Here is a 21,448-nt window from a genome sequence, read left to right on the forward strand (position 1 = left end):
TCGAAACGGTAGATCGAACCCCAGACATACGGCTTGCCTGCCAGCACCGCGGCGTCGTTGACCAAGTAGCGGGTGGCGAAGTTGTCGGTGCCGTCGACGATCAAGTCGTACTCGCGAAACAGCTCGACCGCGTTCTCCGGCTCCAACCGGATCTTGTGCAACCGGACGTCGATGCCGGAGTTGATCTCCAGGATCGAATCGCGCGCGCTGTCGGCCTTCGGACGGCCGATGTCGGATTCGCCGTGAATGATCTGGCGCTGCAGATTGGAAGCGTCGACCTCGTCGAACTCGACGATGCCGAGCGTGCCGACGCCCGCGGCGGCTAGATACAGCAGGGCGGGCGAGCCGAGACCACCGGCCCCGATCACCAGCACCTTGGCGTTCTTCAGACGTTTCTGCCCGTCCACACCGAGATCCGGGATGATCAGGTGTCGGCTGTAGCGGGCTACCTCATCCCTGGTCAGCTCCGCGGCCGGCTCGACAAGTGGCGGCAGGGACTTGGGTGATGACACGTCCAGGACTCCTCGAATCGCTCGGCCGATCGCTACGGCGGTGTGGCGCGCCCTGCTCGGGCCGCACACATCTGCAACACCGACGACCGGGCCGTTCTTCCCTGCCATCGTTCCGCATCACCGACGCACCGGGACAACCGCCCTCTCCGTCCGGCCGACACCCCCTACCCGCGCGGGTAGGGCCAGGGGTTGAACCGGCAGCGCTTGCCGTCCATCGGGACCACGCCGTGCGGATCGAGGGCGGCGATGTCGTTGTTCTTCGTGCCGAAGGTCTGCTGCATCATCACCGGCGCCAGCCCGCCGTCGGTCTCGCATGCCTGATGCTGGTGATAGCCGATGGCGTGGCCGATCTCGTGATTGATCAGATACTGCCGGTAGGACCCGATATCGCCCTCGAAGGCGAGTGCGCCGCGCACCCAGCGGACTTCGGAGAGCACCACCCGGCGGTTGTCGGCGTTGTAGCAGGAGGTGTCGATCGGGATGTCGAATCCGCATTCCTTGCGGCTGGATCCGCGTGAGGTGAGCGAGATGCGGAACTCCGCGTCGCCCTGGTCGACCCTGCGGAAAGCGAACTTGGGGTCGTGCACCCAGCTCTTCGGATTGGCCAGAGTGGAGTCGATCATCTTGGCGACGGCCTCGTCACCGCCGAGGCCGGAGGTGTCCACGCCGTTCTCGATTTCCACGGTGTAGCGGAAGACCGTGCCGGTGCCGACGCCGACCTGGGCGGTCGTGCCGGGTACCACGTGCCAGGCGCCACCGCCGGTCTCGGCGAAAGCGCCGCCCTCGGGCAGTGCCCCGGCGGGCAGATCGGCGGGAAAGTGCCCGTCACCGGGCGGAGCGCCGATGATGCCCGCGGTCGCGGTGGCCGGGCTGAGCCGCCCGAGCCCAGGGTCCGGGCCCGCGACGCTGCCGGGGCCGGTGGCGCGGATCGCGTCGACGACGACCAAGACGGTGATCGCGACCAGTACGGGCAGAGCGTATGCCCGCCAACCGTAGGTCGAGACGAATCTGCCGAGCGCGCTTTGTTTCTTGGCGTCGCGCTCCGGCCGCCCCCTGGCTCTGCCTTCATCCGGTGCGGTGGGGTCCCAGCGGGCGCGGAGCGGCTGGTGCGACCGGTCGGCCCGGTGTGCGTAGAGCCCGAGCGGGTCGTAGACCTCCACTTCGTCCCGCTCCGGCCGCTGGTCCGCTTCGGGCTGCGGCGGAGGGGCTTCGGACACCTCGAGGCGCTTGCGCTTACTCGTCCGCTTGCGACCGGATGATCCGCCGCCTGTCCCGGACCGCTCGGCCGCGCCCGTTCGAGCCGCACTGCCGGATCGCGCCTCTGGCCAGGTTCTCGCCATGTGGTCCGACCCTACGGAACCGGACGCGCCGGAGCCAGCCGGGCGGCGCGCACCACGCCGCCCGCCGGGTGGTCGGTCCGGGCGGTCGGTCACGCGCATCAGAGTCGCACAGCGGCGGATCCCCACTCACGGGCACACCGGCGGCGCCGTGGGTGCGACAATGCTCTGCGGGTGGCACCAGTTGCCCGGCCCCGATCCGCGGGCGGGCAACAACCGGGTATCGTTCATGGGATAACCCGGTGCACACCCCTTTTGCCGGGGAATCGACTGGGAGAGCCGAAATGACTGACCTCGTGGACCGGATGACGTCCCGTAGATCGTCGTCCGAGGCCATGGCACCCGCCAAACGCGGTACCCGGCTTCCGCGCGACGAGCGACGTCAACAGCTACTCGCGGCGGCAAGCGAAGTCTTCGTGCAGCGCGGCTACCACGCCGCGGGCATGGACGAGATCTCGCAGTGCGCGGGCGTGAGCAAGCCGGTGCTGTACCAGCACTTCAGCAGCAAACTGGAGCTCTACCTCGCGGTGCTGCAGAACTACGTCGACATGCTGGTGTCCAGCGTCCGGCAGGCGCTGCGCTCCACCACCAGCAACAAGCAGCGCGTCCGCGCGGCGGTGCAGGCGTACTTCGACTTCGTGGACAACGAGATGCAGGGTTTCCGCCTGGTCTTCGAGTCCGACCTGACCAGCGAGCCGCAGGTCCAGCGCCGGGTCGAGCAAGCCACCGAGGCGTGCGTGGACGCGGTCTTCGACCTGGTGGCGCACGACTCGGGCCTCGATCCCTATCGGGCCCGCATCCTGGCCGTCGGCTTGGTCGGCGCGAGCCAGTTCACCGCGCGGTACTGGCTGGAGGCCGATCGGCCGATCCCCAAGGAGGAGGCGGTCGACACCACCGTCTCGCTGGCCTGGGGCGGCTTGAAGCACGTGCCGCTGCACCCGATCGACTGACGGGTACTACGACGAACGAGCCCCTGTCCCCGAGCGATCGGGGGCAGGGGCTCGCTGCGTACGCGGCCGGGGCCGGGATCAGACGGCGGCGAAACCGACGCGACCACCGGTGGTCGAGCCGATCTCGACGTAGGCGACCTTCGCCGCCTGGATCAGGAACTTGCGGCCCTTCTCGTCGGACAGCGACAAGACCCCGCCGTCGCTGCCGAACGCACCGGACACCAGCGCCTCGACCTCGTCCTGGGTCTGCGCGCTGTTGATCACCAGCTCGCGCGGGCTATCCGAAATACCGATCTTGACCTCCACGGCCAACCTCCGAACCTGAGAGTCCTGTGCTGTCGAGTCCAGGCTAATGCTCCCCCGCCTCTCCGAATCTTCAGGCTCCCCCGCCTCTCCGGATATTCGGGCCGTACCAGTCGGGTGCCGCACCGGGTCGCGTTCAGGTCCTGCGTTCCGGCGAGCCTTCCGTTCTGGGCGTACCCGCCGAGTTACCCATGTACCTGCGAAATCAGTCGGCACATCCGTCGATCGAATGTCGCGCCGTCCGGTCGCCCGAACGGTGTTCGCTTGTCGCGAACACCGTCTGGGTGGGGCTTACTTGGGCTCGACGAGCTGGATTTCGAGTTCGATTTTCACCGTGTCGCTGAGCATGCCGGGCATGGAGCCGCCGACGCCGAAGTCGGTGCGCTTGATGGTGCCGGTGGCGGAGAAGCCCGCGTGCCGGTCGCCGGTGGGGCCGTAGTCCTGGACGCCGCCCCACTCGACCTCCAGGGTGACCGGCTTGGTGATCGTGCCGAGCGTGGCTTCGCCCTGGACCTCGAAGGTCTCCGCCACGACCACCGGGTGGGCGGCGCGGAAGGTGAGCGTGGGGCGATTGGCGACGTCGAGGAAGTCGGCGGTGCGAATGTGCGCGTCACGGTCGGGGTTGCCGGTGTCGAAGGAGTCGAGGTAGATCGTCGCGCCGATGGTGGCCGCGCCCGATTCGTCGACCACGAATTCGGTCTCGAACCGGGTGAACCCGCCACGCACCTTGGCGATGCCGAGATGACGAACGGTGAAGGCGACCGAGGAATGCGCGGCGTCGAGTGCCCACGATCCGGATTTCAGCGTGGTGGATTCCGAGGTAGAAGTCATACCTCCGACAATGACCGGACCACGGTCCGGTAGCCAGACCGCCGTTATCCTGGACCTGACAGGGCGCGGATAACCGTGCTCGGACCGGGCACGATGGGACGCATGGCTCGTAACGGATTCGCGGAGTTCCTCATCGCGCGGCGCGCCGAATTGCGGCCGTCGGATATCGGCATGCCCGAGGGCGGACGCCGCCGGACGCCGGGGCTGCGGCGGGAGGAAGTCGCCGTCCGCGCGGGAGTGAGCGCCGACTACCTGGCCCGGCTGGAGCAGGGGCGCGACACGAACCCGTCGGTCGCGGTGATCGACGCCTTGGCCGACGCGCTGCTGCTGCGCGGCGACGATCGCCAGTACTTCAGCATGCTCGCGCTCGCCTCGGGCAACGAATCCCGTTGCCCGGGCAACGAATCCGCCGAGGAACAGGTGGCTCCGACGATCGAGACGATCCTGCGCGCCTTGCAGCCGACGCCCGCCTTCGTCGTCGGCCGCAGGCTGAACGTGCTGGGCTGGAACCAGGCGTGGGCCGATTTCGCCGCCCCGCTGGGTCTGCTGGACGAGCCCCAACCCAACCTCGCCTGGTACACCTTCACGCACCCCGCGGCGCGGCGCGTGCTGCGCAACTGGGAGCAGGCCGCCGATACTTTCACCGCCGCGCTCTGCCGCGCCAAACTGCACTGGCCGGGCGACGATTCGCTGCTGGAGACGATCGAAGCACTGCGCGCCCTCCCGGATTTCGCGCAGCGCTGGAAACCGCATCGAGTCGGCACGTCCGCCTCGGGCACGCTGCACCTGGACCATCCCGTGCACGGCACGGTCGAAGTACCGTTCGAGACGCTGGAGGCCGACCGCGATCAGAGCGTGGTGATCTGGCTGGCCGAGCGGGCGAATATGCACGCGCCCGGATTGCGGCTGGTGCCCAATCGCGCGGCCAACGAGTAACCGCTCAGATGCCGAGTACCGCCATCCGTTGCGCGTGACTGTCCTGCATCCGCTCGATCAGGGCCGCGATGCCGTTGAGATCGCCGGTGGCGGTGAGCACCAGATCGGTGAGTTCGTCGCGCTGCGCCATGACGTACTGGGCTTGCGTGATCGCCTCACCGAGCAGTCGCCTGCCCCAGAGCGTGAGCCGGTCGCGTTCGGAACGGCTCTCGGTGACCGCCCTGCGCACCTCCTCGACGACGAACTCCGAGTGGCGGGTCTCGGCGAGCACGTCGCGGACCACCGCGGCGACGTCGGGAGTCAGCGCGCCCGCGATCTCGGTGTAGAAGTCGGCCGCGATGCCGTCACCGACGTAGAACTTCACCATCGACTCCAGCCACGTCGACGGGTCGGTGGACGCGTGATAGTCGTCCAGTGCGCGCACGAACGGCGCCATGGCGTCGAAGACCTCGGCGCCGCGCGCGGCCAGGGCGGCCTCGAGGGTCTTGAAATGCTCCATCTCGGCGCCGGCCATCTTCGCGACCGCCACCTTGCCCCGCAGGGTCGGCGACAGCTTGGCCTCCTCGGCCAGCCGGTAGAACGCGGAGATCTCGCCGTAGGCGAGCACCGCGAACAGATCGGTCACGCCGGGATGGCTCGCGGGGATGGATAGGTCGGCTGGGTCGGTCGACGAAACACCTAACGCGGCAGGTGACTGTGCTCCCATGCGCCCCAGCGTAATACTCACCGCGGTTCACGCGGTTTCGGCCAGGAACTTCTCGAGATAACTCCATGTCGTGTCACGTGCGGTCGGGGCGGCAAGGATGCCCAGGTGGCTGCCCGGCGCGGTCTCGTAGCGGACCATGGCCGCTCCGGTGAGCACACGGGCGCCGGCCTCCACGGCGGGAGCCGGGGTGATCACGTCGGAGGGACCGCCCACGAGCAGGACCGGCGCGGTCACCCTCGCCAGCTCGATCCGGCGCCCGCCCAGCACGACGACACCGCGTCCGATGTCGTTGTTGAGGATGAAACGCCCCCACAGCTGGCCGTAGAAACGCCCCGGGTATCCGGGCATCTCGGCCATGAACCGGTCGATCGTCTCCATCTTCGCCAGCGCCTCGGTGCGCGCGATATTGCTCGCGACGAACCACGGCCGGGTCAGTTCGCGATCCCAAGCGGTGACCTTGTAGCCGATTCGAGTCAGTCTCGCAGGAACGCCGCCGGCCGCCCGGATGACCGTCGAGGTGGCCCGCCCGCCGGTGAGTCTCGCGACGGCGCGCAGCTGCGGAACACCGGTCATCCGGTCGTAGTCCAGCGGCGAGCCGACGGCCGTGATCGACCGGATGGGCAGCTCGGGGTGCGCCGCCGCGGTCAGCAGGGCCAGCGTGCCGCCGAGTGACCAGCCGACCAGGTCGACCGGCTGTCCGTCGCGGTCGGCGCTGGTGCGCAGCACCGCCTCGGGCAGGATGTCGTCGATCCAGTCCTCGAAACCCATCCGGCGGTCGCCGAAAGTGATCTCGCCGTAGTCGATGACATACGGGCTACGGCCGATCTCCAGCAGGAAGCGCGCCAGACTCTGATCGGCTCGCAAGTCGAAACAGGTAGCGGGCGCGGCGAGCGGCGGAACCAGCAGGACGGCCGAATCCGCCGCGGCCGCCGCTGCGTCCGCTCGCTCGAACCGCCGCAGTTGCCGGTGCGGCTGGTCCCACAGAACGGTCGACGGGGTCGGGTCCGGCGCCTCGATGCCGGAGCCGAAGGTCAGTGCCCATGCGTTGCGCGCGGCGAGGGTGACAGTGTCGGCAAGGCTCACGGGGAGAAGCGTCTCATATGTCGGTACCGCCGGTAACAGGCAACTCCCCGACGGCCTACCGCGGCCCCATGCCGACCGGATTGAGCGGGGGGACCACCGTCTCCTGCACGCCGCGAACCAGCGGCGCGAGCGACGTGGTCAACTCGGTGATCGCGTCGGCCGACAGCATCGCGAGCGCTCCGGTCCAAGCCGCTTCGTCGGTCTCGGCCTCCACGGCGGCCAGCAAGTCCGCGCCGCTGCTGGTGAGCATCGGCGTCACCGGCTCTCCCCGGACAACCCCCCGCGCGCGCAACTCGTCGAAGGCGGCCGCCCATTCCGCTTCCGACACCCCGCGCGCGGGCCGCATCACCGATTCCGGCGCCTTGCCCGCGGCCACCTGCGCCACCAGCGCCTGACGTCCGCTCAGGCCGTGGGTGACCAAGGCGGCGACATGACCGTCGCCACGATGTTCCCGCAGCGACGTGGTCAGCTGCCACAGCGCGGCCACCGGGTCGGCGGGCAGCGGCAGGGCCGCGTTCGCCGCGAACAGCGGCCGCCCGGTCGGATCGGCCGCGCGCTCGACCGGCGCGAGCAACTCGACCGCGCGACCGCACACCGCGTCGCCCGCGCCGACGCCGCGCAGCAGGCCGGTGGCCAGGTCGAGCCGGGCGGTCAGGCAGCGCTGCGGGCTGGCCCGCTCCCACGCCTCCGGCAGCGCGCGACGCACCATGTCGGGGTGGAATCCGGCGAAGGTCGCCAGCACCGTCGCGGGCGTCACCGCGCCCAGCGGCGCGGCGCGAAAAGCGAAGTAGGTCTGCCAGTAGCCGCGCAAGCCGATCCCGACGCCCGCCTCCTTGACGCCGGTTCCGAAATAGACGACATCGTGTAACGGTTCGAGCGTCGCCCAGATTTGCCGCGCCGGATGAATTCCCATGTCGCGCAGCGTACGTCGCGGCGCGGCGCGGCGAAAGGACACCGCGATCCGGCAGATTTCGGATAGCGCGCCGCGGCGGCAATTCGAGCGACGCACAATATCACGCTACAATCTCCTCGGACAACGAAAAGTTTCGCTCGACAGAGTTGCCGGACGTCGCGCAGACGCACACCGCGGGGACGCCGCCACGACCGCCGACCGGTTTCGAGTGCGAAGTTTCGTTGGACAGGAGAATGTGCGCGCACCAGATCCGCGTCACCAGTGCGCCGCGCCGATGTTTTGCGAGGTAGCCGCCGCTTTCGCGGCAGGCGCCCGGCATCCGGAGCGTGGCCGGGTGGAGTATGCCTGCGGAGTCGTGGTCGTCGTGGACCGCCCGGTCCGCCCCACCTCGTGCGCGCGGGACGTGATTACGAGGAAGGCACGAACCCTGAGCAAGATCACAGTCGATCAGGAACCAGGTCTGGCGGAGACCCTGTTGACGGCCGAACTGGACGCAACGCATACCGCCCCGACTTTCGCCGAATTGGGCGTGCGCGCGGAAATCGTCCGCGCGCTCGGCGAGATCGGAATCGAACGTACTTTCGCCATTCAAGAACTCACCCTGCCGCTGGCGCTGGCCGGCGAGGATCTCATCGGTCAGGCCCGCACCGGCATGGGTAAAACCTTCGGATTCGGGGTGCCGCTGCTGCACCGGATCGCGACCGCGGATACCGGCACCGCACCGCTGGACGGCACGCCGCGAGCACTGATCATCGTGCCGACGCGCGAGTTGTGCATCCAGGTGACCAAGGACTTGGAAAACGCGAGCAAGTACCTGACCAACCACAAGGGCCCGCTGCGCGTCGCGTCGATCTACGGCGGCCGCCCCTACGAGGCGCAGATCGCGGCGCTGCGCTCGGGTGTCGACGTGGTGGTCGGCACGCCCGGCCGACTACTGGACCTCGCCGACCAGCAGCATTTGATCCTCGGCAAGATCGGCGTGCTCGTGCTGGACGAGGCCGACGAGATGCTCGATCTGGGCTTCCTCCCGGATATCGAGCGCATCCTCGGCATGGTCCCGGACAAGCGTCAGACCATGCTGTTCTCCGCGACCATGCCGGGGCCGATCATCACCTTGGCGCGCACCTTCCTGACCCGCCCCACCCATATCCGGGCGGAGGAGCCGCACGATTCCGCGGTGCACGATCGCACCGCGCAGTTCGTCTACCGCGCCCACGCCCTGGACAAGAGCGAACTGATCGCGCGCATCCTGCAGGCGGAGAGCCGGGGCGCCACGATGATCTTCACGCGCACCAAGCGCACCGCGCAGAAGGTGGCCGACGAACTCGCCGAGCGCGGGTTCGCGGTCGGCGCGGTGCACGGCGACCTGGGGCAGATCGCCCGGGAGAAAGCGCTCACCAAGTTCCGCAAGGGCGCCATCGACGTGCTGGTCGCGACCGACGTCGCGGCGCGTGGCATCGACATCGACGACGTCACCCACGTCATCAACTACCAGTGCCCGGAGGACGAGAAGACCTACGTGCACCGGATCGGGCGGACCGGCCGGGCCGGACGCACCGGCGTAGCGGTGACGCTGATCGACTGGGACGAGCTCAACCGCTGGTCGGCGATCGACAGCGCGCTCGGACTCGGCATCCCCGAGCCGGTCGAGACGTACTCGCGCTCGCCGCATCTGTACGCGGATCTCGGCATTCCCGAGGACGCGAGCGGCGTCATCCGCCAGGCGAAGCCGGAACGCGATCCCGAAGCAGTGGTGGTCGAACGCCCCGCCCGCACCCCGCGCAAGCGCAACCGCAGGCGCACCCGCGGCGGCCAGCCGATCGACGGCACGCCGAACGTCGCCGACACGGACGACAGCGAGTCGCCCACCGGTGCGGAGGCCACGCCCGCGCCGCAGGCGGACGCCGAGGACGACGCGGCCGACAAGCCCGCACGCCGCAGGCGCAGGCGGCGCAAGTCGACCGGCGACGCGACCGACCACACCGCGGGCGACGAGTCGAGCACCGATGCCGTGGACGACATCTCCTCGGACGAAACCACCTCCGACGAGCTCGGCGCGTCGGACGACACCGGCACCGCCGAGCGGCCCGCTCGCCGTCGGCGCAGGCGCCGCCGTTCCGGCGAGGGCGACGCCGCCGCGGACAGCGGGAGCGCGGCCGAGCCCGCGACAGCCGCGTCGGCCTGATCGTCCGGATCGGCTAGTCTCGCAATCGTGCTCGCACCCGAGCGGCGGACGCGCGCTGACATCATCGCCGCAGTCGCGATCGCGGTTCTCGTCGTGATCGCCGGAACCGTGGTGTGGGTACGCGGGGACGCGCACGGCACCGAATCGGTGACCGCGTCGTCCACCGTGCCGACCCCGGCCGCGGCCGACCAGTTGCCCGCCGCGCTGCGCGAGCTGTGGCGCGCGCCGGACGGCGCGAGCGCGCGGGCGCTGGTGTCCGGCGGGGCCGCCGTGACCGCCGACGGCGACACGGTCACCGGGCGCGATCCACGCACCGGCGATCAGCTCTGGAAATACCGGCGGGACATGCCGTTGTGCGGGGCCGAGGTGCAGTACGGCATGGTGGTCGCGGTCTACCGTGACGAGCGCGGCTGCAGCCAGGCCACCATGCTGGCCGGCGACAGCGGCGCTCGCCGCACGGCCCGCAGCAGTTACATGGATCGGGACGTACGCCTGTCGGTCGACGGCACCTACCTGCTGGCGCAGGGGCCGCAGCGGCTGGAGATGTGGCGCTCGGACCTGGTGCGCACCGTGGAGTACGGGTTCGTCGACGCGCCGGTGAACGTCAAGACCCAGCCGCGCAAGGGCTGCACCCTGCTGTCCTCCGGCTCCAGTCCGTCTCGGCTCGCCGTGCTGGAGCGCTGCCCCGCCGACCCGGCCGGCCGGCTCACCGTGCTCAATCCGGCTCCCAAGGACAACACCGTGCCCGAGGAGTACGGTTCGCACGTATTGACCGGTCCCGGCGCGGATGCGGCCGCGGCGCGCGTGGTCGCGGTGTCCGACAGCCGGATCGTGCTGTACTTCCCCGGTGTCGAGCAGGTCGCCGAGCCGTTGCCGCCGCGGTTGGCCGTCTACGACGGGAACGGCAATCCGGTTGTCGTGCATCAGCTTTCGGCCCCGCTGAGCGACACGACCACGACCACCCGCATCGGATCGGCCTATCTCGTCTTCACGGGGAACAGCCTGATCGCGTTGAACGGCAGCACTTTCGACCCCCTGTGGACCGCGGGCGGAGCCCTCGGATCGCCCGCGCTCATGGCGGGCAAACTGCTGCTGCCCACCACGGGCGCGCTCGCCGTCCTCGACCCAGCCTCGGGCGCCGAAGTGGGGCGCATCCCGGTGGAACGCCCAGGTTATGCCGGTGGCCCCATCGCAGCGACGGTGATCGGCGCTACCGTGCTCGAACATCGTGACGGAGAACTGCACGCGTTCGGCTGACGGCGCCGAATCTGTCGGTGCCTCGGCGCAGACTGGGGCGATGAGCGAAACCGAATCCGCCGCAACCGGATATAAGACCGCGGTCACGTCGTACGACGATCCGGACGCGCCGTGGAACCAGCAGTACTCCGACGAAGAGATCGCCCGGTGGAACGACGGCGTGATCGAGGAGTTCCGCGCGAACGCGGGCAAAGTCGGCGGCGCCTACGAAGGCGCTGAACTGGTGTTGCTCACCACCATCGGCGCCAGGAGCGGCAAGCGCCACGTGGTGCCGCTCGGCCTGTTGCGCCGCGGCGAAACGCTGTACGTGAGTTCGTTCATCGAGCACAGCTATCCGGCTTGGTACCACAACGTGAAAGCCGATCCGGACGTCACCATCGAGTTCGGGCAAACCGCCTATCGAGGCACGGCGCGGGCACTCGAGGGCACCGAGTACGACGAATTCGCGGGCTGGGTGGCAGCGAACAACCCGCTGCTCGCGGACTACCAGGCCAAGATTTCGCGGCCGCTGCCGCTGGTGGTGCTCGAAATCGGCGCACCGCTCGGACCGGTCGCGGGTACGGCGTCGGACGCCTGATCGGCGGTACACCGTGGCCGCACTGGGTGTACCACACAGTGCGTACCGCACCACGATCCCCACTGTGCGTACCACAGCATGATCATCGGTGCCCCATCATGGAGGCATGTCCGCACTCGATGACACCCGTATCGTGCTGCTGCGCCACGGCGAGACCAGCTGGTCCACGCAGCGGCGGCACACCGGCCGCACCGATCTCCCGCTCACCGAGCGCGGCGAGCAGCAGGCCAGGGTCGCGGGCGCGTTGCTCGCCACGCTGGGGCTGCGAAACCCGCTGGTGCGCGTCAGTCCACGGCTGCGCGCGATGCGCACCGCGGAGCTGGCCGGGCTCACCGGCGCGGTGGTCGACGACGACCTCTCCGAATGGGACTACGGCGCCTACGAGGGCCTGACCACCCCGCAGATCCGCGAGTCCGTGCCCGGCTGGACCATCTGGACCGACCCGGCGCCGGACGGCGAGACCGCGCAGCAGGTGTGCGAGCGCGCCGACCGGGTGCTGGCCGCCGTGACACCGATCCTGCCGGAGCGGGATATCGTGCTCGTGGGGCACGGCCATTTCTCCCGCGCGCTGATCGCCCGCTGGTCCGAATTCGACGTACGGGAGGGCCGCCGATTCGCCATGTCGACCGGCGCGCTGACCGTGCTCGGCTACGAACACGACGCGCGCACGGTCCGCGCGCACAACCTGGTATCCCACGGAGCGTCACTGTGACTCGACCCGGCCCTACCGCCGACCCCACCACCGCAGACCTCGGCGCCGCCCACCTCGGTGCCGCCGACCCCAACGCCGCAGAGTCCGGTGCCGCGGACCTTGGTGCCGCCACCCCCACCGCCGCAGACCGCAGCGCCGTCGACCTCGGCGCCGCCAAGTCCGGTGCCACAGACCTCGGTGCCGTCGAGTCCGGTGCCGCAGACCTCGGTGCCGTCGAGTCCGGTGCCGCAGACTCCAACGCCGTCGACCTCGGCGGCGCCGTACTGCGCCGCGCCGTCGCGTCGGACGTGCCCGCCCTGGTCGAGCTCGTCTACGACCTGGCCGAGTACGAGAAGGCCGGGCACGAGTGCACGGTCACCGCCGAGCAGCTGCGCGCGGCGCTGTTCGGGCCGGAGCCGAAGGTCTTCGCCCATGTGGTGGCGGACGGCCCGGATCTGCTCGGCTGCGCCATCTGGTTCCTGAACTTCTCCACCTGGGACGGCGTGCACGGCATCTACCTGGAGGACCTGTACGTCAAGCCGGAGACCAGGGGAAAGGGCTACGGAAAGGCGCTGCTCGCGGCCCTGGCGAAGGAGGCGGTGGACCACGGCTACAGCCGCGTGGCCTGGTCGGTGCTCACCTGGAACAGGCCCTCGATCGAGTTCTACGAGTCGATCGGCGCCGTGGTCCAAGACGAATGGGCCGGCTACCGGCTCGCCGGCGACGCGCTCGGCAAGCTGGCCGCCGAGGCGCGGTAGCGCGCGTGTCCTGGTTCCCGCCGCTCGATTCCGAGGCTTGGCCCACCACTGCCGAAGCGGCCATGGCGCTGCAGGACGAATTGCGGCCGTTGGTCTCGACGGTCACCCCGCCGGGCACGCGGTTGCGCACCGTGGCCGGACTCGACTCGGCCTACGACGACACCGGCGCCGTCGCCGCGGCCGTCGTCGTCTTGGCGGCGGACACCCTGCACCCGGTCGCCTCCGCCGTCGCGCACGGCGTCGCCGAGCTCCCGTACGTGCCCGGTCTGCTCGCTTTCCGGGAGATCCCGGCCACCCTGGCCGCGCTCGAAAAGCTCGGCAGCGCACCGGATCTGCTGGTCTGCGACGGGCAAGGGCTCGCGCATCCGCGCCGCTTCGGCCTCGCTTGCCACCTCGGCCTGCTCACCGGGGTGCCGACCATCGGCGTCGCGAAGACGGTGTGGGGCGACTACGCCGAGCCGGGCCCCGAACGAGGCGCGTCCACCGACATCACCATCGACGGCGCGGTGGTCGGACGCGCCCTGCGCACCAGAACCGGCGTCAAACCGGTGTTCGTCTCCGTGGGGCATCGCATCGACCTCGACACCGCCTGCGCACAGGTGCTCGCGCTGACCCCGCGTTACCGGCTACCGGAAACGACCCGGCACGCCGACCACCTCTGCCGGGCCGCCCTGCGAGCGACCGGCGGGGACTATTCCGGCTCAGCCCCGTAGTCCTGCGCCATCCAGCGCGTCGACGGCGGCGCGAACAGCAGCACCAGCGCGCCCACCGCGACCACACCGAGCAGCGCTCCGTAGACCGGCTGATGGGAATCGGTGAGCAGCGACCAGGTGACCGGCAGCAGCAGCAGTTGCGCGATGACGGCGATGGCGCGACCCCAGCGTTTCCCCAGCAGCAGGCCGACGCCCGCGGCCAGCACCGCGCCGCCGAGAATGCCGAACCAGGCAGCCGTGCCGTACCCGCTCGTCGCGGACTGGTCGTGACCGAGCAGCCCGCGCACGACCAGCACGATCGCGACGCCGACGGCGACTACCCCTTCGAGAGTCACCAGAGCGCCCGCCGCCCGCACCGTCGTCGGCACGAGTTCCGCCGCCGAGTCCTTGTCGCTCACGACCACGCCTCGCAGGCACTCGGCTCCGTCGTGCCCGACAGCGCACGGTCTCCACGCTTGCATCGCTGACGCTCGTTCACGCGGCAAGCCTACGACTCGCCCGACGCGCGTCGTCGTCCCGGCGTCCGCCCGCGCGGCAGCGGCGCGCCGGGGACCGCTCGCCGCTTTTCCGGCGCACGTCGGCGGCCAACTAGGCTGCCACCGTGCGGACGCTGCTGATCGTGAACCCGAATGCCACCTCGACCACACCGGCGACCCGGGACCTACTCGCGCACGCGCTGGAGAGCCGCACCCAGCTGACCGTTGCGCACACCCAGCACCGCGGCCACGCCGCGGAACTGGCGCAGTGGGCGGCGACCAACGAGATGGACCTGATCGTCGTACACGGCGGCGACGGGACGGTCAACGAGACCATCAACGGCTTCCTGCCGCTGCCCGTCCTCGACGACGGCCAGGCCTGGCTGCCCCGGCTCGGCGTGATTCCCGGCGGCTCCGCGAACGTCTTCGCCAGGGCGCTCGGCATCTCCCCCGATCCGGTGACCGCGACCAATCAGCTGATCGACCTGCTCACGCTGAACGCCGACCGCCGGATCGGCCTGGGAATAGCCGACGACCGGTGGTTCTGCTTCAGCGCGGGCGTCGGCTTGGACGCCGACGTCTGCGAGGCGATCGACGCCAGCCGCGCACGCGGCCGTACCGCCACCCCGGCGCGTTATGTTCGAACAACCGTGCGACAATTCTTTCTGGCAAGGCGCAAGGAACCGAGCGTTCGGGTGGAAATTCCGGGCCGCACGCCGGTGGACGGGGTGCATTACGCCTTCGTTACGAACACCACACCCTGGACCTACCTGAACGCCACGCCGGTGCACACCAACCCCGGCACCCGGTTCGAAAGGGGTCTCGGAGTGTTCGCGGTGCGCTCCATGGCCGTGGCCCCTACCCTCCTGCTCGCACGGCAACTTCTGGCGGCCAACGGAAATCCTAAGTCGCGCAATTTATTTCGCGAAGACGACGTTCCGACCGTACGAATCGAGTCCAAAGAACCCATCGGCCTGCAAATCGATGGCGACTTCATCGGGAAGCGCAACGTGGTGGATTTCACGGCGGTGCCCGACATCCTCGCCGTGGTCGCGCCACAGCCGCACTGAGGGCGAAACGCCGGGGAAAACCTCGCAGTTGTGCTGCGAAAACCAGGTGAAGCGAGTACAAAGGACCGGGCAGGCTCCCCCTGCGGGGGTCTTTGAGCGTGACCTTCCCCACGGTGCACCGCGTGCCTATTGACATCTACGGTGTTCGTGAAAGCATTCACAAGCAACCGTGCGGAAACTTTCGAGTCGCACAAGTGAACGATCCACAAACCAGTAGGCGCCCTGCGCGGCGCCCAGCAAAGGAGCAGAGGAATGGACTGGCGCCACAAGGCCATCTGTCGCGATGAGGACCCCGAGCTGTTCTTCCCGGTGGGTAACAGTGGTCCGGCGCTCGCACAGATTGCCGATGCCAAGCTGGTCTGCGCTCGCTGCCCCGTAACCGCTGACTGCCTGTCCTGGGCCCTGAAGTCCGGACAAGACGCCGGCGTGTGGGGTGGCATGAGCGAGGACGAGCGCCGGGCGCTGAAGCGTCGCAACGCGCGTACCCGCACCCGCACCGTCGTCTGATCAGACGACCGGCCTTACCGGGCCATTCAGCCCGGCCCGGTAACGCATTTCAGCCCGGCACCCAAAGGTGCCGGGCTGTGTTGTTTATATGCGCCGACCGCAGACTGGAAATACCTGGTCTCGCTTCGCGGGAAACGAAAGCCGGACCAATGCCGTTGCGTGGTTCGGCAATAGCCGCAGCACGGATTACGGCACTACCGGGCCGCGTTTCGACTCGCCGTTCAGCGCGATTCGTGGGAAAGTGGTGGGTTTCCGAGCGGGTACCGGCCGACCGCGAATCCGTTCACACCCTCGCATTCCACTCGATACGGACATTCGGGCAACCGCAGGACCAGAGCCGCGAACAGCGGCCGCTCGCGACCTCCGAGCAACAGGATCGACGCGACCGATATCGCGGCTGCGGATCCACCACCGCCCGGTCAGCGGCCGGAGCGACGGCCCAGCGGAACCCGCAGGACCGCATCGGTGCCGATATCGGCGCCGGGGTGCAGGCCGATGGAACCGCCGAGCTCGGCGGTGACCAGGGTACGGACGATCTGGAGGCCGAGCCGGTCGGAGGATTCCAGGCTGAATCCGGCAGGCAGACCGCGGCCGTCGTCGCTGATGATCACGTCGAGCCAGCGGGCCGAACGCTCGGAACGGATTGTCACCGTGCCGTTTTCGCCCGAATCGAAGGCGTGCTCGATGGCATTCTGCACCAGTTCGGTGAGCACCATCACCAACGGCGTGGCGCGTTCGGCGGAGAAGACCCCGAGCGAGCCCGCGCGGCGCACCTTGATGCGCGCGGTGTGCACGGTGGCCACGTCGGCCATGATCGGCAGCAGCCGGTCCACGACCTCGTCGAGATCGACCTCTTCGTCCACCGACATCGACAGCATCTCGTGCACCGACGCGATGGAGGTGACCCTGCGCACCGACTCGGTGAGCGCGACTTGCGCCTCCTCGTTCTCGGTGCGGCGGGCTTGCAGGCGCAGCAACGCGGCCACGGTCTGCAAATTGTTCTTGACCCGGTGGTGGATCTCCCGGATGGTGGCGTCCTTGCTCAGCAGCGCGCGATCGCGCCGCTTGACCTCGGTGACGTCACGGACCAGCACGGCCGCGCCGGCCAGAACACCGTGCGGGCGCAGCACGAGGGTGCGCAGCAGTACGGTGGCGCCCCGCGCCTCGACCTCCATCCGGCGGCCGGTCCGCCCGGCCAGCGCGGCCTGGATGTCGCCGACCACTTCCTGCGCGTCGAACGGGTCGGTGATCAGCGAGCGAGTGGTGACCGCGAGGTCTTGGCCGGCCAAATCGGCCTGCAAACCCATCCGGTGGTAGGCCGACAGCGCGTTCGGGCTGGCGTAGACCACGATGCCCTCGGTGTCGAGCCGGATGAAACCGTCCCCCGCGCGCGGGCTGGAATGGGTAGCCGCGCGATCCTCGGTGGTCGGGAAGGTGCCGTCGGCGATCATCTGGCACAAGTCGTCGGCGCACGCCACGTACGCGCTCTCCAACTGGCTGCGGACCCGGGAGCGTTGCAGATCGATGTCCCGGCTCAGCACCGCGATCACGTCGTCACCACAGCGCACCGGAATCGCCTCGCGCACCGCGTGCACCGGATGCGGGTGGTAGACGCCGGATGCCTCGACCTCACTGTCGGCCCGCACGGTCTCGCCGGTGACCAGCGCCTCGAACACCTGCGGATGGTCCCCACGCAGGGCGACCGTGCCGACCAGGTCCTCCTGGTGCACGGTGGGCGCGGTGGTGGGACGGCACTGCGCGACGCACACGATGTCCGCGCCCTCCGCCACCGGGCCCGCACCGACCCACAGCAGCAGATCGGCGAAGGACAGATCGGCAAGCAGCTGCCAATCGCCCACAACGCGCTGCAGATGATCCACGGCGACGCCGGGTAGGTCGGTGTGCTCGGCCAGCAGCTCGCTCAGGGTCGCCATATAGCTCTACCGCGCAATCGATCAGGAGATGACGGCGATCAGGTGGCCCGCCTTGATCGCGTCGCCTTCCTTGACACCGACCGACGTCACGGTGCCGCTGGACTCCGCGACCACCGGGATCTCCATCTTCATCGACTCGAGGATCACCAGGGTGTCGCCCTCCTGGACCTCGTCACCCTCTTCGACGACCACCTGGTAGACGACCGACACCAGCTCGGCGAGCACTTCCTCAGCCATGGCACCCCATTCACTCGTTGGCCTGTATCCGCTGACGGTACAGCCAACCACACATGAAAGAATGGCCTTCAACCAGAAGGGAGACTACTCATGGGTAAGCGCGGACGTAAGAAGCGTAGCCGCAAGGGGAACGCAGCCAACCACGGCAAGCGGCCCAACGCCTGAGCGCGACGCTCGGTCCGAAAGCACGAAGCGGCACGCACTTCCAGCTGGAAGGCGTGCCGCTCGCGTAGCACCGGCCGGCTAATCCGAGGTTTCCACCGAAGTCTCCCTGGCGACGACCGTCCGGCGGATCTCGATCGTCAGACGCTCCCGCAGCGAATCGGGCGCGCGATCGCCCCCGCACTTGCGGCTGAGCAAACCCTTGATCTTCTCCTCGATCCCGTAGGCCTCGATACAGGGGCTGCAGTGCTCCATGTGGTGCTGCAACCGGGCACGGGTCGCCTCGTCGCATTCCCCGTCGAGCATCAACCACACGTCGGCGAGCACCGCCGTGCAGTCGAGCTCCATATCGGGGTCCCGCTCGGTACTCACTGCTTGACCTCCTGGCGTTCCCCCGAACGGTTGAATCCACGCTCGCGCGCCACATCGGCGAGCAAACCCTTCAGTTGCTTCCGGCCACGGTGCAGCCGGGACATCACCGTACCGATCGGAGTGCCCATGATGTCGGCGATCTCCTTGTACGGGAAGCCTTCGACGTCCGCGTAGTACACCGCCATCCGGAATTCCTCCGGCAATTCCTGCAGCGCGGCCTTGATGTCGTCGTCCGGCAACGCGTCCAACGCCTCGACCTCGGCCGAGCGCAGCCCCTGCGAAGTGTGCTCAGCGGTCGCGGCCAGCTGCCAATCGGTGATCTCGTCGGTCGGGTATTGCGCGGGCTGCCGCTGCTTCTTGCGGTAGGAGTTGATGTAGGTGTTGGTCAGGATCCGGTACAGCCACGCCCGGAGGTTGGTGCCCTCCCGGAACGACTTGAACCCCTGATACGCCTTGACGTAGGTCTCCTGGACCAGGTCCTCGGCATCCGCCGGATTCCTGGTCATGCGCAGCGCGGCGCCGTAGAGCTGGTCGAGCAGCGGCAGCGCGTCCCGCTCGAACCGCTGTGCCAGCTCGGCATCGTCGACGGCAGCGACATCGTCGGCCACCACGTCATCGTCGCTCGTCACACCTGTCCCTTCGATCGCCGTCCTTGCCAAATCTACCGGCAACGGCATATCGAAGGTCGAGCCGCCTACGGTCGGGGACACCTCGGTCCCCACCGGGTGGTCGTCGAGCAGTACGGGCACAGGCATCTCCTTCACATCTCGATAGAGCCTGCTCACGCTGGTGGAATCCACTCCGAGCGCTGTGTACCGGCTACAACATGCGCGAAGCTTCGGGTGTTCCCGCGCCGCCGCTAAGGTTTCGGCCATGGCAGCAGGCTCGACTCCGGCGATCCGCGCGTTGACCCAGGCGAAGGTGCCCCACCGCGTGCACGCCTACAAACACGATCCGCGGGCCGACTCCTACGGCACCGAGGCGGTCGACGCGCTGGCCGGCGAACTCGGGGTCGTGGCCGAGCAGGTCTTCAAGACGTTGGTCATCGAACTGTCCACCGGCGCGCTCGCGGTGGCCGTGCTTCCGGTGCCGAACACGTTGTCGCTCAAAGCCGCCGCCGCCGCGCTCGGCGCGTCGAAGGCCGGCATGGCCGACCGTTCCCGGGCGGAGAAGACGACCGGATACGTACTCGGCGGCATCTCGCCGCTCGGTCAGCGCAAAACGCTGCCCACCGTGATCGACGACTCGGCGTTGACCTGGGATCGGATGCTGTGCAGCGCGGGACGGCGCGGACTGGAGATCGAACTCGCGCCCGCCGATCTGATCCGGCTCACCGCCGCGGTGACCGCGCCCGTGACATCGGCGTAATTCGGCCACCATCGCCGCGATCTGTGCGTTACTGATCTGGCCAGATCGATCCGACTCGAGGATGTGATGCGAATGATGTCCACGAACCAGCGTTTGCGCACCGTGATCGTCGCGTTGTCCGGAGCGCTCTTCCTGGCTCTCGGTTCGGTAACGCTCCTCGCCCCCGAGGCCGCCGCCGCACCGCACACCCCGCCGGTCACCCACGTCAGCGATTCCGTATTCGACTTCGACGGTCAAGGCTCGAAAAGTGACGACAAAGCCGACAAAACCGAGAAACTCACCGGCAACGTCACCACCAAGCTGATCGATCTCGTCGCCGGAATCATCAAATGCGGACTGAACATCGCCTCACCTAGCGTTAGGTGCTCGCTGTAGTTTTGGCTGTGTTTGATTGGCCGCGACTTCGTCGCGGCGTGTTCGCGGCCCCTTTGTGGCTCGCGTCCGAGCGGCCACCGCTGGCGACTTCGTCGCGGACGCGGCGGCCGCTCGGACGCGAGCCGGGCCGCGAACCGCGCATGCACTGTCTCGCTTCGCTCGAAAAACGGAGTTGCGGTGCGCTGGGCACGTAGGTGCGCAACTCGCTACTCGGGTGCACGCCATACCGACGCCGCAACATCCGACAGCGCCTGCGGGTTGTGGATCACGGCCTTTCAGGACTCGTCTGCCAACGACCGCTGCTGGCGACTTCGTCGCGAGACGCGACAGTTGTCAGGACTCCGGTAGGGAGAACGCCGTGTTCGCGTCGTGGGCGGTTGGGCAGCGGGGGCTCACAGCAGACTGATCTGCTCGGCTTCCTTTTGGTCCTCCACGGGGGCGAGTAGTTCGGGGCCGTTGTTGCGCACGCTGTTGACCAGCGATGGCACCGGGCGGGGGACGATGCCGGCGACCGCTTCCTCCGACGGTGTCTCGAGCAGACTCGCGGGCGCGGGGTGATCCGGGTCCAGCCACGCCGCCCAGTGCTCCTGCGGCATGGGTAGCGGCATCCGGTCGTGGATACGGGTCAGATCGCCGACCGCGTCGGTGGTCAGGATGGTGCACGACAGCAGCGGCTCGCTCTCCGGCTGGGACCGGTCGCGCCAGATCGACCACAGACCGGCCATGTAGAGGCGGGAACCGTCCGCGTTGGCCATGTAATACGGGTGCTTGGCGACCTTGCCTTTCGCTCCCTTGTCCCCCTGCGGCTCGATGACCCACTCGTACCAGCCGTCCATCGGCACCAGGCAGCGCCGGTATTTCACCGCGTCGCGGAAGGAAGGCGTGGTGGCGGCCTTGTCGGCGCGCGCGTTGAACAGCGGTTTCCCCTTCACCGGAACGCCGGGCTCGGCGGCCTTGGTCCAGACCGGGATGAGTCCCCAACGCATGCGGCGGATACGGCGCTTCGGGTCGTCGTCTTTGCGGCCATGGTCGTGCCGCTCGACCACGGTGAGAACCTGGGTCGTCGGAGCTACGTTGTAATTGGTGAAAGAGTTCTGGTCAGCGGCCTCGGTCTCGTCGATCGCATCCAACTCGACCGCGAGCCTACCGGGGTTGGTCGTGGTCGCATATCGTCCGCACATATCCCGATAGTCCC

Annotated in this window: 26 protein-coding genes; 13 read left to right on the forward strand and 13 right to left on the reverse strand. The window is 68.7% G+C overall.

All coding sequences use genetic code 11. The features are described 5' to 3' along the window. Both ON27_RS21515 and ON27_RS21520 read right to left on the reverse strand, forming a co-directional pair. A partial coding sequence (locus ON27_RS21515; protein WP_043730684.1) for a ThiF family adenylyltransferase occupies positions 1-512 on the reverse strand: 512 nt, incomplete at its 3' end. A gap of 164 nt (positions 513-676) precedes the next feature. Further along, positions 677-1,729, reverse strand: a complete 1,053-nt coding sequence (locus ON27_RS21520) for a DUF3152 domain-containing protein (RefSeq protein ID WP_245560040.1) — start codon at positions 1,727-1,729, stop codon at positions 677-679. Positions 1,730-2,133: 404 nt separating this feature from the next. Here ON27_RS21520 and fasR point away from each other — a divergent pair, with 404 nt between their 5' ends. Further along, on the forward strand, positions 2,134-2,799 hold the full coding sequence (gene fasR / locus ON27_RS21525) for an HTH-type transcriptional activator FasR (RefSeq protein WP_040869167.1): 666 nt from the start codon (positions 2,134-2,136) through the stop codon (positions 2,797-2,799). 78 nt (positions 2,800-2,877) lie between these two features. Here fasR and ON27_RS21530 read toward each other — a convergent pair whose 3' ends face one another. Both ON27_RS21530 and ON27_RS21535 read right to left on the reverse strand, forming a co-directional pair. Further along, positions 2,878-3,105, reverse strand: coding sequence for a DUF3107 domain-containing protein (locus ON27_RS21530; RefSeq protein WP_043730757.1), 228 nt, complete (start codon positions 3,103-3,105; stop codon positions 2,878-2,880). A 288-nt stretch (positions 3,106-3,393) separates the two neighbouring features. Then, the gene (locus ON27_RS21535; RefSeq protein WP_043730692.1) at positions 3,394-3,933 is read right to left on the reverse strand and encodes a YceI family protein; all 540 of its coding nucleotides are present in this window, start codon (positions 3,931-3,933) and stop codon (positions 3,394-3,396) included. Positions 3,934-4,035: 102 nt separating this feature from the next. Here ON27_RS21535 and ON27_RS21540 point away from each other — a divergent pair, with 102 nt between their 5' ends. Continuing rightward, positions 4,036-4,869 carry a helix-turn-helix transcriptional regulator gene (locus ON27_RS21540; RefSeq protein WP_043730695.1) on the forward strand — a complete coding sequence of 278 codons (834 nt, stop codon included), beginning with the start codon at positions 4,036-4,038 and terminating at the stop codon, positions 4,867-4,869. Positions 4,870-4,873: 4 nt separating this feature from the next. Here ON27_RS21540 and ON27_RS21545 read toward each other — a convergent pair whose 3' ends face one another. The 3 genes from ON27_RS21545 to ON27_RS21555 are packed head-to-tail and all read right to left on the reverse strand — an operon-like array spanning position 4,874 to position 7,571. Continuing rightward, positions 4,874-5,575: a ferritin-like fold-containing protein gene (locus ON27_RS21545; RefSeq protein WP_043730696.1), complete on the reverse strand. Its 702-nt coding sequence runs from the start codon at positions 5,573-5,575 to the stop codon at positions 4,874-4,876. Between the two features lie 27 nt (positions 5,576-5,602). Next, positions 5,603-6,658, reverse strand: coding sequence for a polyhydroxyalkanoate synthase family protein (locus ON27_RS21550; RefSeq protein WP_043730698.1), 1,056 nt, complete (start codon positions 6,656-6,658; stop codon positions 5,603-5,605). Between the two features lie 55 nt (positions 6,659-6,713). Continuing rightward, positions 6,714-7,571: an SCO6745 family protein gene (locus ON27_RS21555; protein WP_043730700.1), complete on the reverse strand. Its 858-nt coding sequence runs from the start codon at positions 7,569-7,571 to the stop codon at positions 6,714-6,716. A gap of 406 nt (positions 7,572-7,977) precedes the next feature. Between ON27_RS21555 and ON27_RS21560 the strand changes: the two genes are divergently transcribed. The 6 genes from ON27_RS21560 to ON27_RS21585 all read left to right on the forward strand — a co-directional run bounded on the left by ON27_RS21560 (position 7,978) and on the right by ON27_RS21585 (position 13,752). After that, positions 7,978-9,756: a DEAD/DEAH box helicase gene (locus tag ON27_RS21560; RefSeq protein WP_218003030.1), complete on the forward strand. Its 1,779-nt coding sequence runs from the start codon at positions 7,978-7,980 to the stop codon at positions 9,754-9,756. 27 nt (positions 9,757-9,783) lie between these two features. Next, positions 9,784-11,013, forward strand: a complete 1,230-nt coding sequence (locus ON27_RS21565) for an Rv3212 family protein (RefSeq protein ID WP_043730703.1) — start codon at positions 9,784-9,786, stop codon at positions 11,011-11,013. Positions 11,014-11,053: 40 nt separating this feature from the next. Next, positions 11,054-11,590: a nitroreductase/quinone reductase family protein gene (locus tag ON27_RS21570; RefSeq protein ID WP_043730705.1), complete on the forward strand. Its 537-nt coding sequence runs from the start codon at positions 11,054-11,056 to the stop codon at positions 11,588-11,590. A 106-nt stretch (positions 11,591-11,696) separates the two neighbouring features. Continuing rightward, the gene (locus tag ON27_RS21575; RefSeq protein WP_083887722.1) at positions 11,697-12,302 is read left to right on the forward strand and encodes an acid phosphatase; all 606 of its coding nucleotides are present in this window, start codon (positions 11,697-11,699) and stop codon (positions 12,300-12,302) included. Positions 12,303-12,565: 263 nt separating this feature from the next. Next, positions 12,566-13,039 carry a GNAT family N-acetyltransferase gene (locus ON27_RS21580; RefSeq protein WP_043730769.1) on the forward strand — a complete coding sequence of 158 codons (474 nt, stop codon included), beginning with the start codon at positions 12,566-12,568 and terminating at the stop codon, positions 13,037-13,039. Positions 13,040-13,044: 5 nt separating this feature from the next. Further along, entirely contained in the window at positions 13,045-13,752 is a 708-nt protein-coding gene (locus tag ON27_RS21585; RefSeq protein WP_043730707.1) for an endonuclease V, read from the forward strand. On the opposite strand, the gene ON27_RS21590 is transcribed toward ON27_RS21585, so the two are convergent. Then, positions 13,731-14,150 carry a hypothetical protein gene (locus ON27_RS21590; protein ID WP_043730773.1) on the reverse strand — a complete coding sequence of 140 codons (420 nt, stop codon included), beginning with the start codon at positions 14,148-14,150 and terminating at the stop codon, positions 13,731-13,733. The two genes, ON27_RS21585 and ON27_RS21590, sit on opposite strands and share 22 nt — an antisense overlap. Before the next feature lie 203 nt (positions 14,151-14,353). On the opposite strand from ON27_RS21590, the gene ON27_RS21595 reads away from it, so the two are divergent. Then, positions 14,354-15,298, forward strand: a complete 945-nt coding sequence (locus ON27_RS21595; protein WP_043730709.1) for a diacylglycerol/lipid kinase family protein — start codon at positions 14,354-14,356, stop codon at positions 15,296-15,298. A gap of 252 nt (positions 15,299-15,550) precedes the next feature. Beyond that, positions 15,551-15,805 (forward strand): WhiB family transcriptional regulator, encoded by a 255-nt coding sequence (locus ON27_RS21600; protein WP_011211115.1) that lies wholly within the window; start codon positions 15,551-15,553, stop codon positions 15,803-15,805. A 419-nt stretch (positions 15,806-16,224) separates the two neighbouring features. Here the strand turns inward: ON27_RS21600 and ON27_RS21605 are convergent, their stop codons facing one another. Together ON27_RS21605 and ON27_RS21610 are read right to left on the reverse strand one after the other, a co-directional pair. Beyond that, the gene (locus ON27_RS21605; RefSeq protein ID WP_043730712.1) at positions 16,225-17,739 is read right to left on the reverse strand and encodes a sensor histidine kinase; all 1,515 of its coding nucleotides are present in this window, start codon (positions 17,737-17,739) and stop codon (positions 16,225-16,227) included. 21 nt (positions 17,740-17,760) lie between these two features. After that, positions 17,761-17,976, reverse strand: coding sequence for a biotin/lipoyl-binding carrier protein (locus tag ON27_RS21610; protein ID WP_043730715.1), 216 nt, complete (start codon positions 17,974-17,976; stop codon positions 17,761-17,763). A gap of 90 nt (positions 17,977-18,066) precedes the next feature. On the opposite strand from ON27_RS21610, the gene ON27_RS45880 reads away from it, so the two are divergent. Next, entirely contained in the window at positions 18,067-18,141 is a 75-nt protein-coding gene (locus tag ON27_RS45880; RefSeq protein WP_022597109.1) for a 50S ribosomal protein bL37, read from the forward strand. 78 nt (positions 18,142-18,219) lie between these two features. Here the strand turns inward: ON27_RS45880 and rsrA are convergent, their stop codons facing one another. Then, positions 18,220-18,486 (reverse strand): mycothiol system anti-sigma-R factor, encoded by a 267-nt coding sequence (rsrA, locus tag ON27_RS21615; protein WP_043730777.1) that lies wholly within the window; start codon positions 18,484-18,486, stop codon positions 18,220-18,222. 20 nt (positions 18,487-18,506) lie between these two features. Next, complete coding sequence (locus tag ON27_RS21620) at positions 18,507-19,265, reverse strand: sigma-70 family RNA polymerase sigma factor (RefSeq protein WP_245560041.1); 759 nt, start codon at positions 19,263-19,265, stop codon at positions 18,507-18,509. A 118-nt stretch (positions 19,266-19,383) separates the two neighbouring features. Here ON27_RS21620 and ybaK point away from each other — a divergent pair, with 118 nt between their 5' ends. Then, positions 19,384-19,878 (forward strand): Cys-tRNA(Pro) deacylase, encoded by a 495-nt coding sequence (gene ybaK, locus ON27_RS21625; protein ID WP_043730718.1) that lies wholly within the window; start codon positions 19,384-19,386, stop codon positions 19,876-19,878. A gap of 75 nt (positions 19,879-19,953) precedes the next feature. After that, positions 19,954-20,253: a hypothetical protein gene (locus ON27_RS21630; protein ID WP_218003029.1), complete on the forward strand. Its 300-nt coding sequence runs from the start codon at positions 19,954-19,956 to the stop codon at positions 20,251-20,253. Between the two features lie 392 nt (positions 20,254-20,645). Here ON27_RS21630 and ON27_RS21635 read toward each other — a convergent pair whose 3' ends face one another. Then, positions 20,646-21,434: an SOS response-associated peptidase gene (locus ON27_RS21635; RefSeq protein ID WP_043730723.1), complete on the reverse strand. Its 789-nt coding sequence runs from the start codon at positions 21,432-21,434 to the stop codon at positions 20,646-20,648. Positions 21,435-21,448 lie beyond the last annotated feature (14 nt).

This window comes from Nocardia asiatica NBRC 100129, assembly GCF_000308415.1.
GTDB lineage: Bacteria > Actinomycetota > Actinomycetes > Mycobacteriales > Mycobacteriaceae > Nocardia > Nocardia asiatica.